The 13,687-nt window shown below is 72.1% G+C and carries 14 protein-coding genes; 10 read left to right on the forward strand and 4 right to left on the reverse strand.

What is annotated here, in order from left to right; translation table 11 throughout:
- Positions 1–45 precede the first annotated feature (45 nt).
- Both G3I78_RS00970 and G3I78_RS00975 read left to right on the forward strand, forming a co-directional pair.
- Positions 46–687 carry a hypothetical protein gene (locus tag G3I78_RS00970; RefSeq protein WP_203614050.1) on the forward strand — a complete coding sequence of 214 codons (642 nt, stop codon included), beginning with the start codon at positions 46–48 and terminating at the stop codon, positions 685–687.
- 179 nt (positions 688–866) lie between these two features.
- Positions 867–1,451, forward strand: a complete 585-nt coding sequence (locus G3I78_RS00975) for a sigma-70 family RNA polymerase sigma factor (RefSeq protein ID WP_164420778.1) — start codon at positions 867–869, stop codon at positions 1,449–1,451.
- Positions 1,452–1,924: 473 nt separating this feature from the next.
- Here G3I78_RS00975 and G3I78_RS51645 read toward each other — a convergent pair whose 3' ends face one another.
- Together G3I78_RS51645 and G3I78_RS00985 are read right to left on the reverse strand one after the other, a co-directional pair.
- Positions 1,925–2,224 (reverse strand): FAD-linked oxidase C-terminal domain-containing protein, encoded by a 300-nt coding sequence (locus G3I78_RS51645; protein ID WP_239157571.1) that lies wholly within the window; start codon positions 2,222–2,224, stop codon positions 1,925–1,927.
- Between the two features lie 151 nt (positions 2,225–2,375).
- The gene (locus tag G3I78_RS00985; RefSeq protein ID WP_164420779.1) at positions 2,376–2,855 is read right to left on the reverse strand and encodes a MarR family transcriptional regulator; all 480 of its coding nucleotides are present in this window, start codon (positions 2,853–2,855) and stop codon (positions 2,376–2,378) included.
- A 103-nt stretch (positions 2,856–2,958) separates the two neighbouring features.
- On the opposite strand from G3I78_RS00985, the gene G3I78_RS00990 reads away from it, so the two are divergent.
- The gene (locus G3I78_RS00990; protein ID WP_164420780.1) at positions 2,959–3,474 is read left to right on the forward strand and encodes a YceI family protein; all 516 of its coding nucleotides are present in this window, start codon (positions 2,959–2,961) and stop codon (positions 3,472–3,474) included.
- Positions 3,475–3,478: 4 nt separating this feature from the next.
- On the opposite strand, the gene G3I78_RS00995 is transcribed toward G3I78_RS00990, so the two are convergent.
- Positions 3,479–5,149, reverse strand: coding sequence for a hypothetical protein (locus G3I78_RS00995; protein ID WP_164420781.1), 1,671 nt, complete (start codon positions 5,147–5,149; stop codon positions 3,479–3,481).
- Positions 5,150–5,415: 266 nt separating this feature from the next.
- Here G3I78_RS00995 and G3I78_RS01000 point away from each other — a divergent pair, with 266 nt between their 5' ends.
- From G3I78_RS01000 to G3I78_RS01015, 4 genes are all read left to right on the forward strand, one after another.
- Positions 5,416–5,805, forward strand: coding sequence for a cell division protein SepF (locus tag G3I78_RS01000; RefSeq protein ID WP_164420782.1), 390 nt, complete (start codon positions 5,416–5,418; stop codon positions 5,803–5,805).
- Positions 5,806–5,887: 82 nt separating this feature from the next.
- Positions 5,888–7,117 carry an ATP-binding protein gene (locus G3I78_RS01005; RefSeq protein WP_164420783.1) on the forward strand — a complete coding sequence of 410 codons (1,230 nt, stop codon included), beginning with the start codon at positions 5,888–5,890 and terminating at the stop codon, positions 7,115–7,117.
- On the forward strand, positions 7,114–7,440 hold the full coding sequence (locus G3I78_RS01010) for a nucleotide pyrophosphohydrolase (protein ID WP_164420784.1): 327 nt from the start codon (positions 7,114–7,116) through the stop codon (positions 7,438–7,440). Before G3I78_RS01005 ends, G3I78_RS01010 begins: the two co-directional genes overlap by 4 nt.
- A gap of 176 nt (positions 7,441–7,616) precedes the next feature.
- Positions 7,617–8,087 (forward strand): DUF6099 family protein, encoded by a 471-nt coding sequence (locus G3I78_RS01015; protein ID WP_164421322.1) that lies wholly within the window; start codon positions 7,617–7,619, stop codon positions 8,085–8,087.
- Positions 8,088–8,217: 130 nt separating this feature from the next.
- On the opposite strand, the gene G3I78_RS51020 is transcribed toward G3I78_RS01015, so the two are convergent.
- Positions 8,218–8,379 carry a hypothetical protein gene (locus G3I78_RS51020; protein ID WP_203614053.1) on the reverse strand — a complete coding sequence of 54 codons (162 nt, stop codon included), beginning with the start codon at positions 8,377–8,379 and terminating at the stop codon, positions 8,218–8,220.
- 165 nt (positions 8,380–8,544) lie between these two features.
- Between G3I78_RS51020 and G3I78_RS01020 the strand changes: the two genes are divergently transcribed.
- The 3 genes from G3I78_RS01020 (at position 8,545) to G3I78_RS01030 (ending at position 13,620) form a co-directional block, all read left to right on the forward strand.
- Positions 8,545–9,468 (forward strand): LLM class F420-dependent oxidoreductase, encoded by a 924-nt coding sequence (locus G3I78_RS01020; RefSeq protein ID WP_164420785.1) that lies wholly within the window; start codon positions 8,545–8,547, stop codon positions 9,466–9,468.
- Between the two features lie 133 nt (positions 9,469–9,601).
- On the forward strand, positions 9,602–11,080 hold the full coding sequence (locus tag G3I78_RS01025) for a 3' terminal RNA ribose 2'-O-methyltransferase Hen1 (RefSeq protein ID WP_164420786.1): 1,479 nt from the start codon (positions 9,602–9,604) through the stop codon (positions 11,078–11,080).
- Positions 11,077–13,620: a polynucleotide kinase-phosphatase gene (locus G3I78_RS01030; protein WP_164420787.1), complete on the forward strand. Its 2,544-nt coding sequence runs from the start codon at positions 11,077–11,079 to the stop codon at positions 13,618–13,620. The genes G3I78_RS01025 and G3I78_RS01030 overlap by 4 nt, the downstream gene beginning before the upstream one ends.
- Positions 13,621–13,687: the final 67 nt, after the last annotated feature.

Raw genomic sequence — 13,687 nt, forward strand, 5'->3', positions numbered from 1 at the left:
TACCCACAGGTGAAGATCGGTGCCCGGATGGAAGGATGAGGCGCCATGACGGCAGGGTGGTGTGCGCGCACGGTACGGGCCGCGGTGTTCGCGGCCGTCTGTGTGCTGCTCGCCGCCCTCGGCCACGTCCTCATGTCCGGTGCCCATGTGCCCGGCCGGACACTCGCCGCGAGCCTGGTCCTGACCGGGCTCGCGGGCTGGTGCCTGGCAGGCCGTGAACGCGGCCTGCCGCTGATCGTGGCCGTCGTCGTCACCGCCCAGACGGCCCTGCACTGCGCCTTCTCCCTCGCCCAGTCCACCTCGACGGCGTCGGACATGGGCGGCATGCACATGGAGTCCATGCATATGAGCGGCATGGACTCCATGGAGGCGGCCCATATGGGGGCGTCATCGGGTGTCGGCGCGCTCTCGTACTGGCTGCCGTTCGGGATGTACGCGGCCCACCTGATCGCCGCGCTGCTCACCGGCTTCTGGCTGGCGTACGGCGAGCGGGCCGCGTTCCGCATCCTGCGGGCCGTGGCCGCCCGGCTGGTGGCCCCGCTGCGGCTGCTGCTCGCCCTGCCCGCCACCCCGCACCGCCCGCGGCTGCGGGCCCGCCGCCCCCGCTCGCAGCGGGCACCGCGGCTGCTCCTTCTCGGCCACGCGATCACCCATCGCGGCCCGCCCCCGGGGACCGCTGTCGCCTGACGACAGCCAGTGCCCCGAGCCGCCCCTGCGCGCCTCGGGCCCCGCCCGTACGCCCGCGCCCGCGTTCACGTCCGTGTGCACGTCGGCGCCGTACGGCCGGCTCCCCTCACCGGACCACCCCGCGCCCCCGTGCGCCCAGGTGGCGGTCCGGATCACGGCTGACCCGAGAAGGACACCTGGTGATCACTTCCACCCTGCCCGCCCCGGCCGACCTCCGCGACAAACGGGAGTCCGCCGACGCCTCCGCCACGGCCTGGGCGCTCGCCGCCCGAGCCGGCGACGCGGACGCCGTCGACCACTTCGTCCGTGCCCTGCACCGTGACGTCCTGCGTCTCGTCTCCTACCTGTGCGCCGACCCCCAGGCCGTGGACGACCTCGTCCAGGACACGTTCCTGCGGGCGCTCGGCAGCCTGCACCGGTTCGAGGGCCGTTCCTCGGCCCGGGTCTGGTTGCTGGCCATCGCCCGCCGGGCGGTGACCGACGGCTTCCGGCACGCGGCGGTGCGGCCCCGCCGGTACGACGGTTCGGACTGGGAGGCCGAGGCCGAGCGGGCTCAGCCCCGGGGTGTGCCCGGGTTCGACGACGGGATAGTGCTGGCCGACCTCTTGGGCACGTTGTCCGACGAGCGGCGGGAGGCGTTCGTGCTCACGCAGATGCTGGGGCTGTCGTACGAGGAGACGGCCGTGGTGAGTGGGTGTGCGGTGGGGACGGTTCGGTCTCGGGTGGCGAGGGCGAGGGTGGCGCTGATGGAACTGGTGGTGTGAGGGCGGGTTTGTGCGGCTGTCGGCCCGTCGTGGCTGGTCGCCCTCGCCCTCCGGCTCGGCGGCGTCGGCCTCGCCCCCGGCGCCACCCCGTTCGCGCTCCCCGGCGCCCCCGGGATCGCGCTCGTCGGCAGTTCCGCCAGGTGCACCGCCTCGTGGCCGCCGCTGTCGAACTCGTGGATCTGGGTGCGGCAGCTGAAGCCGTCGGCGAGGACCACCGTCTCCGGGGGCTCCTCCCGGAGACGGGGCAGGAGCACCCGCTCCGCGCACGCCTCGCTGACCTCCAGGTGGCCCGGTTCGAAGCCGAAGTCGCCGGCCAGGCCGCAGCAGCCGGAGTCCAGGCTGGTGGCAGTGGACCTGGGCGAGGGCCTTCGCGGAGTGTTCCGGGACGTGCGGGGGCTCGTAGCCGGGGAGTGCTCGGTGAGCGTGACCGTCTGGTCGCGCAGCCGCCGTACGTCGTGGTCGCCGGGGAACAGCTAGGGCGCGTCCGAGCGGAACACGGCCGTGCAGCTGGGCTCCCACACAGCGGTTGGTGGCCTCGGCGAAGGATCCGTCGTCGTGCGGGAAGCGGAAGTGCAGGTCCTTGGGGTCGTACGGCGCCCAGTCGCCACCCAGTCGCCGCCGAGGTGCAGGTTCTCGTCGAGCCGGTACGGCGCCACGACCTTACCGGGGTTCATCCGGTCGAGCGGGTCGAAGACGGCCTTCAACTGCCCGAAGGCGGCGACGAGTCGGTCCCCGAACATCCTCGGCACCGGAGCGTCATGCTCGCGGGCCACGGCGACCGCCTCGGCGGCGGTGTCCGGGGAGGGCGCGGCCGGGACAGCGTACGAGGGGAGTGGGCAGGTCGGAGGTCCCCATGAACCCCTCCTTCGGAGTCGGCCGGAGTCGGCGCGGGCCCCGGCCGGGTACCCGGAACCGCCCCGGCGACTACTCCGGCTTCGCCTCCGCGGCGAGATCGGGCAGCAGCGCGCACAGCGCCTCGCGCTGATCGGCGCCCATGAACCGGGTCAGCGCCTCCCTGACCGTCACGGCGAGGGCGCCGGAGGCCTCCGTCAGCAGGCGGCGGCCCTTCTCGGTGAGGGCCACCTCGACGCCCCGCTTGTCACCGCACACCGACTTGCGGGTGACCAGACCGGCGTGCTGGAGGCAGGCGATCTGGTAGGTGAGGCGGGTCTTGGGGCGGCCGAGCAGCTCCGCGATCTTCGTCATGCGAACCCCCTCCGCGGGACGCGCGCCCAGCAGGCACAGCACCAGGAACTCGTCGTGCGAGACGTCCAGCCGCTCCTTGACGACGGAGCGCAGCTCCTGTTCCACGGCGCCGGTGGCCGCCAGCAGCAGCATCCAGGCGTGCAGTTCGGGCGGCAGGATCCCCTCGGACAGGGAGGGACATTCGGACTGGTCGGCCATGGATTCCAGTGTAGCTGTTGTTCAAATTTGGAGTATGGGTTAGCGTGCTGTCATCCAAATTTGGACTACAGAGGTCCATGCTCGTCCCCAGGAGTGAGAGATCATGACCGTCGCCGTCGAAACCGGAACCTGGCAGCTCGACCGGACCGCCACCACCGTCGCCCTCAAGCACAAGACGATGTGGGGCCTGGTCACCGTGAAGGGCGCCTTCGCCACCGTCGCCGGCCAGGGCGAGGTGCGGCCCGACGGGTCCGCCGTCGGCACCGTGACCCTCGACGCCGCCTCCCTCGACACCAAGAGCGCCAAGCGCGACGAGCACCTGCGCGGCTCCGACTTCTTCGATGTCGAGAACCACCCCGAGATCACCTTCGCGGTGCGCAGCGCCGAGCTGCGCGACGGCGACCAGGTGCACGTGATAGGTCAGCTGACCGTGCGCGGTATCAGCCGCCCGCAGTCCTTCACCGCACACCTCGACGACGCGAGCGCCGACGCCGTCACGCTGCACGCCGAGTTCTCCGTGGACCGCGAGCACTTCGGCCTCGGCTGGAACCAGATGGGCATGATCCGCGGCCTGACCACGGTCACCGCCGCCCTCCGCTTCAAGCGCTCGGCCGCCTGACGCGTCAGCTCGTCGGCAGCTGGACGAAAGCGCTCGACAGTGTCTGCGGCGAGGACGTGAACGCCCGGAGCCGGATCCGCTGACCCGGCTTCGGAAGGGCGTACGTCCCCTCGGGCGGCCGCAGTTCATAGGTGGCCGTCGTGTGCGCGGGGAGCGTGGCCGGGCCCCGCAGGACCGAGAAGTACGGGTACATGCCCTGGCCCCGGGTGAACGTGAAGTGCGGGGTGAGCGCGTCGTCGTCGGTGTTGGTGACGCGCAGGGTCACCCGTGACATCACCCGGGCGTCGTGCCGTACGGCGGCGACCTCCATGCGCAGCGGCGGGGTGCCGGTGGCCGCCAGCAGCGCGCTCGCCAGGGCCGGACTCAGCAGCAGGACGGCCGCGGCGATCCGCGCAGGCCGCCGCACCGCGCCGCCGAGCCGGTCCGCGAACGGCTGCCAGGCCCCGGCGAACTCCGCACTCGGCGCGGTCACCGCCGCCGCCAGCCACAGCGGCGTCATCATCAGGTAGTAGCCGTCCTGCGAACGGGTCGCCAGCCAGAAGGCGCACCACGGCAGCACGGTCGCCCCCGGCCCCAACCGCCGTACGAACAGCACGAACAGCACCAGCAGACCGGCGAGCAGCAGCAGGCTCGCGTGCGAGTACCAGTCGAGCCGGTCGCTGCCGTTCGTGAGATACAGCGACACCCCCACCAGGCCCTGGCCGTGCAGCACCGCGCCCTGGATCAGGGGCAGCGCGATGCCCTTCAGCCACTCCACCGGCTGGCTCACGATGAAGTACGTGTTGATCAGCAGCCATACGGTGGCGGCGACCCCGGCGACCCGCAGCACCACCAGGCCCGCCGGGCGCGCGCCCAACTCGCCGCGCCGTACGCAGTAGATCCCGGCGAGCAGGAACGGCGCCAGGAACCACGGCAGTTGCTGTGCCGCGCAGGCCGCGCCCAGACAGGCCGCCTGCGCCAGCCCGGCCGGACCGAGCCGGCCGCCGCGTCCGATCCGGGGCCAGCGCACCACCACCGGAATCAGCAGGGCCAGCGCCAGGATCGCCGGATAGCCGAGCCGGCCGTACATGGGAAGCATCGAGAAACCCAGGCACACCATGGTCGCCGCCGACCGCCAGGGCGCGGGCAGCAGCCACCACAGCACGACCGTGCCGGCGAGCAGCGCGCCCGTGCTCAGGACGATCGCCGGGAGACCGCCGTGGCCGATCCACAGCAGCGGTGCGGTCAGCAGCGGGGCGAGCGGGGGATAGCCGTACGTGTAGTCGTAGCCGCCCGTCACCGTCGGGGTGAGCGCGATGCCGTTGCCGCCGAACAGCCAGGGCCAGGGACGGCCGTAGACCGGGTTCCCGGCGACGATCTCGCGGGCCGCCTGGGTGGTCAGGACGGACTCGTCGGAGCCGCGGTGGGCCATGGCGAGCGCGCACACCGCCAGCGTGAGTCCGGTCACCAGCACGCACAGGTCGACGCGGGCCAGCGCCCGGCGCCGGCGCACCACCAGGGTCAGCACCCCGCAGCCGAGGATCGACGCGTAGCAGACCGAGATGAGCGCGGCGACGGCCGGCCGGTGCGTGGCCGCCTGCGTCCACACGTCCCGCGTGCCGATGAGCAGGCTGACGGTCGCGAGCAGGGTCAGGACCCGGTGCCACTGCGCGGGGGGTTCCGGCGTGACGGACACCGCCGACTGTGTCCGTCGGCCGGGTGCCGACAGCTGTGATTCCGCTGTATTTGCCAAGAGCACGACATCGGACGCTAATCGGACCTGGTGAGGGCGGTGTCGTCGGAGGCCAAGAGTCCGGTGTGAGGGGAGTAAGACCGTTTCATCGGTGCGGGACGTGACGGACGGGGCGGTCGCGCACCGTGTCGCTGTTGGGCCGAACGGGTGACTTGGCGTAAGAATTGGCCGGTGCAGGCAATTCAGGCGAGTCGGATCGGGGGGAGCCGGTGAACAGGTACGACGTCACCGATGAACAGTGGGAGGGGCTCGCCCAGGTCGTTCCGTTGCGCGGGCGGGACGCCTGGCCGTCGGCGGTCGACCACCGGTCCGTGCCGGAGGCCGAGACCGAGGCCCGGCGCCGTTTCGTGGTCCTCAGGATCAACGTCTTCGCGGACGCCCGCGAGGTCGCCGAGACCCTGATGGCCGGCATCCCGGTCCTCCTCGACCTCACCGGCGCGGAGACGGACGTCGCCAAACGCGTCCTCGACTTCAGCACCGGCGTGGTCTTCGGCCTGGCGAGCGGAATGCACCGCGTCGACCGCAACGTGTTCCTGCTGACCCCGGCGGGGACCGAGGTGACGGGGCTGATGGAGGGGGCCGGAATACCGCGGACGTGACCCTTCGGACCGGTTCGCCCGTTCGTGGGAAGGTCACCGGGGAGGAACGGTTCGCCTTCCGGCGGAGTCCTACGGTCCGGATATGTCTGCCTCTCCCCTCTCCCGCGAAGTCTCCGTACCCCACTCGCGCTCCGCGCCCCACCAGGAATCGTGTACGTCCCTCCCGGCCCCGGAGTTACCCGCGGGCGGCGAGGCCCGTCACGACCGGCCCTGTCTCACCGAACTGCGGCTCGCCGCGTACGGGGTGCACCGGCGGGCCAGGTTCCCGCTCGGCGCGCTGACGCTGTTCGGCGGGGGCAGCGGGACCGGCAAGACGAGCGCGCTCCGGGCGTACGAGGCGCTGGCGCGGCTCGGCGGGGGAGCCGGGCTCGCCGAGGTGTTCCCCGACCCCGTCGCCTGCGTCCCCGACCGGGCCCGGCCCGACGCCCAGCGCCGCCGCGGCTTCCGCATCGGCTGCACCGCCGACGGCCCCGAGGGCCCGGTCCGGCTCGACGTCGCCGTCCAGGCCGAACCCGAACTGCGGGTCGTGGGCGAGCGGTTGACCTCCGGCGGTCTCGTCCTCCTGGAGACCGCCCTGCGCGATCCCTCCCGCCGCTTCGTCCAGGCCGCCTGGCACACCGCGGGCTCCGCCCCTGTCACCCGCGCCCCGCTCCCCGACGACCGCCTCGGCACCCCGCTGCTCCCTCTTCGCGTGGCCGGCAAGACCGACGGACAGCGCCAAGTCCTCGCCGCCGCCGAGCAGATGGTCGTCGCCCTGCGCTCCGTCTTCGCCTGCGACCCGCGGCCCGGCCGGATGCGCCTCCCCGTCCCCACCGGCTCCGGACGCCTACTCGGCGGCTGCGACAACCTCGCCGACGTCCTGTGGCGCACCCGCGCGGAGTGCGGCAGACGCCACGCCCAACTCGTCGCCGCCGTACGGGCCGGCTGCGCGGGCCCCCTCACCGACGTCCTCGCCGAGTCCCTGCCCGCCGGCACGGTCCGCGCCCTGCTCGACCGCGGCGACGGCAGCCGTACGGACGTCGGGCGGCTGGGCGACGGCGAGTTGAGGTACCTCGCCCTCGCACTGGTGCTGCTCACCGGGCCCGGCGTCCTGGAGGTCGACCCGGCGGGCGAGGTCCCCGAGGCGATGCAGACGCTCACCGTGCTCGCCGACAACCTCGACCACGGCCTCGACCCACGGCAGCGGGCCGAACTGCTGCGGCTGGCCGGGCGGATGTGCGAGCGCGGACACATCAGGCTCGTCGGCGCGGTGAGCGACGCCACCTGGGCGGCCGGGGCGGACGGCGTCACAGTGGTACACCTGGAGCCGTGACAGAACCTCTCGACATGGCCGGACTCCAGCGCCGCCTGGCCCGGTTCGCGGCGGCCCGCGACTGGCAGCAGTTCCACACCCCGAAGAACCTCGTCGCCGCGCTCAGCGTGGAGGCCTCCGAACTGGTCGAGATCTTCCAGTGGTTGACGCCCGAGCAGTCCGAGCGGGTCATGGACGACCCCGGGACGGCGCACCGCGTCCGGGACGAGATCGCCGACGTCCTCGCGTATCTGCTCCAGCTCTGCGAGGTGCTCGGCGTCGATCCGCTGACAGCGCTCGACGCGAAGATCGACCGGAACGAGCGAAGGTTTCCGGCGCCGTAAGGAGTGGTTCAGTCCTCTTTCACTCTCCGTGATGAAAAGGTGGTCTGAAACCGATTCGTTGTCCACAGATTTCCGTCTACCTCTGGCTTTTCGTTCCGAGCGACCTCACTCTGGGTAGTGGACAAGGGAGTTCGGGCGGCGTGCCGGGGGTACGCCGGGACAGACGGGGGCAGCCGATGGACGCGGTGCGGCTGATCGTGACGAGCAGGCGTGCCCTGGCCGGCAGCGGCGAGGCGCCTCAGGTCATGGCCGAGGTGTGGCAGGCGCAGGCCCTGGCACAGGCGATAGGGAGCCGCCTCGCGGTCTCCGGACCACCGGAACTCCGCGGCGAGGCACTGGGACTGACCGAGCTGGCGGGCCGCGGCTGCGGTGTCCTCGACCGCCCGGACATCGCCCTCGCGGAACTGCGCGCCGCCCAGCTCACCGACCTCGGCGACGCCCGCCAGGCCCTCCTCTACCTCGGTGGCCTCCTGGGCGAGGTCGGCATAGCCCTCGTCGGCCTCGCATGCGCGGCGGACGACGAGACGACGTACTGGCAGTGCATGGAGGCGATCGACGCGGCGGACGAGTCCCGGGACCGGGTGCTCCAGATGCTGCGAAGACTGGCGGACCGGGGGGAGGGGTTCGCCGAGCGGGAGGCGGGGTGAGGTCGTACGTCGGGTGCGGGCCGGTGGGGGGTGGGCGCAGTCGGAGCAAGTCCAGCTGTACCCACTGCTTTTGAGGGGCGCGGGGAACTGCGCGACCAGCCACAACGGACCCGCACCCGAAAGCCGACCCTCAGCCGGCCTCCTCCTCACCAACCCCCCGCCCCGAAGCCCCGGCCCCCTGAAGATCCGCGTCCAACGCCGACAGATCCGCGTTCAGCGCCGCCATCAGCTCCTCCATCTGCTGGAGCAACCCCTTCGGCTGCCCGGACAGCGGCACGGTTTCTTCGGACATGACGGCCTCCATGGATGACGCGCCGGCGACGACAAGCCGGCTCCGCCCGAGCCAACGATCACCAAAGGGCCCGGTCACTGGCGAGATCACCCCGCACACGCGCCGTCGACGTTTTTTCACCCGACCGGGGACGATCATCGTCAGCCGTGCGTGCAGGATGGAGACATGGATCTCCGCATCTTCACCGAGCCCCAGCAGGGCGCAAGCTACGACACCCTCCTCACCGTCGCGAAGGCCACGGAAGACCTCGGGTTCGACGCGTTCTTCCGCTCCGACCACTACGTCAAGATGGGCGACGGAGACGGCCTCCCCGGCCCCACCGACGCCTGGCTCACCCTCGCCGGCCTCGCCCGCGAGACCAAGCGCATCCGCCTCGGCACCCTGATGACCGCCGCCACCTTCCGGCTGCCCGGCGTTCTCGCCATCCAGGTCGCCCAGGTCGACCAGATGTCCGGCGGCCGGGTCGAACTCGGCCTGGGCGCGGGCTGGTTCGAGGAGGAGCACACGGCGTACGGCATCCCGTTCCCGAAGGAGAAGTTCCCCCGCCTGGAGGAGCAGCTGGCGATCGTCACCGGTCTGTGGGCCACCGAGCCCGGCAAGACCTTCGACTTCCACGGCAAGCACTACGACCTCACGGACTCGCCCGCGCTGCCCAAGCCCGCCCAGCCGAAGATCCCGGTGCTCATCGGCGGCCACGGCGCGACCCGCACCCCGCGCCTCGCCGCCCGCTACGCCGACGAGTTCAACATGCCGTTCGCCTCCGTCGAGGACACCGAGACCCAGTTCGGCCGGGTCCGCGCCGCCGCCCAGGAGGCGGGCCGCGCGGCCGACGCGATCACCTACTCCAACGCCCTCGTCGCCTGCGTCGGCAAGGACGACCAGGAGGTCGCCCGCCGCGCCGCCGCGATCGGCCGCGAGGTCGACGAGCTCAAGGCCAATGGCCTGGCCGGCACCCCCGCCGAGGTGGTCGACAAGATCGGCCGCTACGCCGCCGTGGGCGCGAGCCGCGTCTACCTCCAGATCCTCGACCTCGACGACCTGGACCACCTGGAGCTGATCTCCGCACAGGTCCAGTCGCAGCTGTCGTAATTCGAAGGCGCTGGTCGGAGGCCCTGTGCGAAGCTGAGGGCGTCGTCCTGCCGAGCCCCCGGGATCACCGTCCTCGGGGGCTTTCGCATGTACGGCGTTCCCGTCCCGTCCACCGGCCGGAGAGGCCACGCGCATGTTCCTGACGATCAGTACCACCGGCACCCCCGACCGCCCCGCCACCGACCTCGGCTACCTCCTGCACAAGCATCCCGAGAACGCGCAGGCGTTCTCCACCTCGTACGGGACGGCGCATGTCCTCTACCCCGAGGCGGACGATCAGCGGTGCACGGCGGCGCTGCTCCTCGAGGTCGACGCGGTGGCGCTGGTCAGGCGCGGCAAGGGCAAGGGGCGCGGTGGCGCGCCCGACGCGGCGCTCGGGCAGTACGTCAACGACCGCCCGTACGCGGCCTCCTCGCTGCTCGCGGTGGCGCTGAGCGCGGTCTTCTCCAGCGCGATGCGCGGGGCGTGCAAGGCCAGGCCCGAACTCCCGGAACAGGCAAGGCCGTTGCACATCACCGTGCCCGCGCTCCCGGCCCGCGGCGGCCCCGCGCTCGTACGGAGTCTCTTCGAGCCGCTCGGCTGGACGGTGACCGCCGAACCGGTCGCCCTGGACACCGAGTTCCCGGAGTGGGGCGACTCGCGCTACGTGCGGCTCGAACTGGAGTCGGAGCGGCTGACCGTCGCGGAGGCCCTGCGTCATCTGTACGTCCTGCTGCCCGTCCTCGACGACGCCAAGCACTACTGGGTCGCCCCCGACGAGGTGGACAAGCTGCTCAGGGCCGGTGCGGGCTGGCTGCCCGAGCACCCCGAGCAGAAGCTCATCACCAGCCGTTACCTGTCCCGCCGTTGGTCGCTGACACGCGAGGCGATGGAGCGGCTGGAGCTGGTGCGGCTCGCCGAGACCGACGACAGCGAGGTCGAGGACATCGACAACGCCGTGGCGGCGGAGACCGAGACCGAGGAGAAGCCGACCCCGCTCGCCGTGCAGCGGCGGGACGCGATCATCGCCGCGCTCCGGGCGTCCGGCGCCACCCGCGTCCTCGACCTGGGCTGCGGACAGGGCCAGTTGGTGCAGGCGCTGCTCAAGGACCCGAGGTTCACCGAGATCGTCGGCGTCGACGTCTCGGTGCGGGCGCTCGCCATCGCCGCCCGGCGGCTCAAGCTGGACCGCATGGGGGAGCGGATGTCCTCGCGCGTCCAGCTCTTCCAGGGCTCGCTGGCCTACACCGACAAACGGCTCCAGGGGTACGACGCCGCCGTGCTCAGCGAGGTCGTCGAGCACCTCGACCTGCCGAGGCTGCCCGCCCTGGAGTACGCGGTGTTCGGCGCGGCCCGCCCCCGGACCGTCCTCGTGACCACCCCGAACGTCGAGTACAACGTCCGCTGGGAGTCCCTCCCGGCCGGACACGTCCGGCACGGCGACCACCGCTTCGAGTGGACGCGCGAGGAGTTCCGCGCCTGGGCGCACGAGGTGGCCGAACGGCACGGCTACGACGTGGAGTTCACGCCGGTCGGGCCGGACGACCCCGAGGTCGGACCGCCCACCCAGATGGCCGTGTTCGAGTTGAACGCAGCCGTGACCAGGACCGAGAAGGAGGCGAAGGCCGCATGAGCGGGACACGGACCGAAGGACGGGTACTGCCCGTCACCGACCTCTCCCTCGTCGTCCTCGTCGGCGCCTCCGGCTCCGGCAAGTCCACCTTCGCGCACCGGCACTTCAAGCCCACCGAGGTGATCTCCTCGGACTTCTGCCGGGGCCTGGTCTCCGACGACGAGAACGACCAGGGCGCCACCAAGGACGCCTTCGACGTCCTGCACTACATCGCGGGCAAGCGCCTGGCGGCCGGCCGCCGCACGGTCGTCGACGCGACCAGCGTGCAGTCCGACTCCCGGCGGCAGTTGATCGACCTGGCCAGGCAGTACGACGTGCTGCCCATCGCCATCGTCCTGGACGTCCCCGAGGAGGTGTGCGCCGAACGCAACGCGGGCCGCAGCGACCGCGCCGACATGCCGGTCCGGGTCATCAAGCGGCACATCCGCGAACTCCGCCGCTCCATCCGCCACTTGGAGCGCGAGGGCTTCCGCAAGGTGCACGTCCTGCGCGGGGTCGAGGCCGTCGAGCACGCCACCGTCGTCACCGAGAAGCGCTTCAACGACCTGACCCACCTCACCGGACCCTTCGACATCGTCGGCGACATCCACGGCTGCGCCGCCGAACTGGAGTCCCTGCTCGGCAAGTTGGGCTACACCGACGGCGTCCACCCCGAGGGCCGTACCGCGCTCTTCGTCGGCGACCTCGTCGACCGCGGCCCGGACAGCCCCGGTGTGCTGCGCCGTGTGATGTCGATGGTCAAGTCGGGCAACGCGCTGTGCGTGCCGGGCAACCACGAGAACAAGTACGGCCGTCACCTCAAGGGGCGCAAGGTCCAGCACACCCACGGCCTCGCGGAGACCATCGAGCAGATGGAGACCGAGTCGGACGAGTTCCGGGCCGAGGTACGGGAGTTCATCGACGGACTCGTCAGCCACTACGTCCTCGACGGCGGCCGGCTGGTCGTCTGTCACGCCGGCCTGCCCGAGAAGTACCACGGCCGCACCTCGGGCCGGGTCCGCTCGCACGCGCTGTACGGCGACACCACCGGCGAGACCGACGAGTTCGGGCTGCCCGTGCGCTACCCGTGGGCGGAGGACTACCGCGGCCGGGCCGCCGTGGTCTACGGCCACACCCCGGTACCGGAGGCGACCTGGCTCAACAACACCATCTGCCTGGACACCGGAGCCGTGTTCGGCGGCAAGCTCACCGCGCTGCGCTGGCCGGAGCGCGAGCTGGTCGACGTGGCGGCGGAGCAGGTCTGGTACGAGCCGACCAGGCCGCTGCGGTCCGAGGCCCCCGGCGGGCACGACGGCCGGCCGCTGGACCTCGCCGACGTGCACGGCCGCAGGGCCGTCGAGACCCGGCACCAGGGCCGGGTCGCGGTCCGCGAGGAGAACGCGGCCGCTGCCCTGGAGGTCATGAGCCGCTTCGCGGTGGACCCGAGGCTGCTGCCGTACCTGCCGCCGACGATGGCCCCGACGGCGACGTTGCACGTGGAGGGCTACCTGGAGCACCCGGCTGAGGCGTTCGCGCAGTACGCGGCGGACGGTGTCGAGCGGGTCGTGTGCGAGGAGAAGCACATGGGTTCGCGCGCGGTGGCCCTGGTCTGCCGGGACGCGGAGACGGCCCGCAAGCGCTTCGGCGTGGACGGTCCGACCGGGTCCCTGTACACCCGTACGGGCCGCCCGTTCTTCGACGACGCCTCGGTGACGGAGGAGATCCTCGACCGGGTCCGCACGGCGGTCGGCGAGGCGGGCCTGTGGTCCGAACTCGACACCGACTGGCTGCTGTTGGACGCCGAGCTGATGCCCTGGTCGCTGAAGGCCTCCGGCCTGCTGCGGTCGCAGTACGCCGCGGTGGGCGCCGCGTCCGGCGCGGTGTTCCCGGACGCGCTGTCCGCGCTGAAGGGCGCGGCGGACCGCGGGGTGGACGTCAACGACCTGCTGGCCCGCCAGCGCGAACGGGCGGACACGGCAGGCGCGTTCACCGACGCGTACCGCCGCTACTGCTGGACCACCGAGGGCCTGGACGGCGTACGCCTGGCACCGTTCCAGATCCTCGCGGTCCAGGGCCGCAGCCTCGCCGCACTTCCGCACGACGGCCAACTGGCCCTGCTGGACCGGCTGGTGGAGCACGACAGTACCGGCCTCCTCCAGACCACCCGCCGGCTCCTGGTCGACACCGCCGACCCGGAGTCCGTCCGGGCGGGCGTCGACTGGTGGCTGGAGATGACCGGCCGAGGCGGCGAGGGCATGGTCGTCAAGCCGCTCGGCGCCCTGGTCCGCGGCCCGGAGGGCCGTCTCGTCCAGCCCGGCGTCAAGTGCCGCGGCCGCGAGTACCTCCGGATCATCTACGGCCCCGAGTACACCCGCCCCGAGAACCTCGACCGCCTGCGCAAGAGGTTCCTCAACCACAAGCGCTCCCTCGCGATCCGCGAGTACGCCCTGGGCCTGGAGGCCCTGGACCGTCTCGCCGAGGGCGAGCCGCTGTGGCGGGTGCACGAAGCGGTGTTCGGGGTGCTGGCCCTGGAGTCCGAGCCGGTGGACCCACGGCTGTGAACCGGACTTCCACAGCGCTGTAGCGATCAATTCCGGTCAGGGTTGTTCCCCCAGGGACGATCCTGGC

This window comes from Streptomyces sp. SID13726 (assembly GCF_010548375.1).
In the GTDB taxonomy this organism is placed as follows: domain Bacteria; phylum Actinomycetota; class Actinomycetes; order Streptomycetales; family Streptomycetaceae; genus Streptomyces.

Bases quoted from the DNA above. Each gene is read 5' to 3' on its own strand.
- G3I78_RS01015 (WP_164421322.1), top strand. From the start codon at position 7,617: ATGGACGCGGTGCGGCTGATCGTGACGAGCAGGCGTGCCCTGGCCGGC.
- G3I78_RS00990 (WP_164420780.1), top strand. From the start codon at position 2,959: ATGACCGTCGCCGTCGAAACCGGAACCTGGCAGCTCGACCGGACCGCC.
- G3I78_RS00970 (WP_203614050.1), top strand. From the start codon at position 46: ATGACGGCAGGGTGGTGTGCGCGCACGGTACGGGCCGCGGTGTTCGCG.
- G3I78_RS01020 (WP_164420785.1), top strand. From the start codon at position 8,545: ATGGATCTCCGCATCTTCACCGAGCCCCAGCAGGGCGCAAGCTACGAC.
- G3I78_RS01025 (WP_164420786.1), top strand. From the start codon at position 9,602: ATGTTCCTGACGATCAGTACCACCGGCACCCCCGACCGCCCCGCCACC.
- G3I78_RS51020 (WP_203614053.1), bottom strand. From the start codon at position 8,379: ATGTCCGAAGAAACCGTGCCGCTGTCCGGGCAGCCGAAGGGGTTGCTC.
- G3I78_RS01030 (WP_164420787.1), top strand. From the start codon at position 11,077: ATGAGCGGGACACGGACCGAAGGACGGGTACTGCCCGTCACCGACCTC.
- G3I78_RS01005 (WP_164420783.1), top strand. From the start codon at position 5,888: ATGTCTGCCTCTCCCCTCTCCCGCGAAGTCTCCGTACCCCACTCGCGC.
- G3I78_RS00985 (WP_164420779.1), bottom strand. From the start codon at position 2,855: ATGGCCGACCAGTCCGAATGTCCCTCCCTGTCCGAGGGGATCCTGCCG.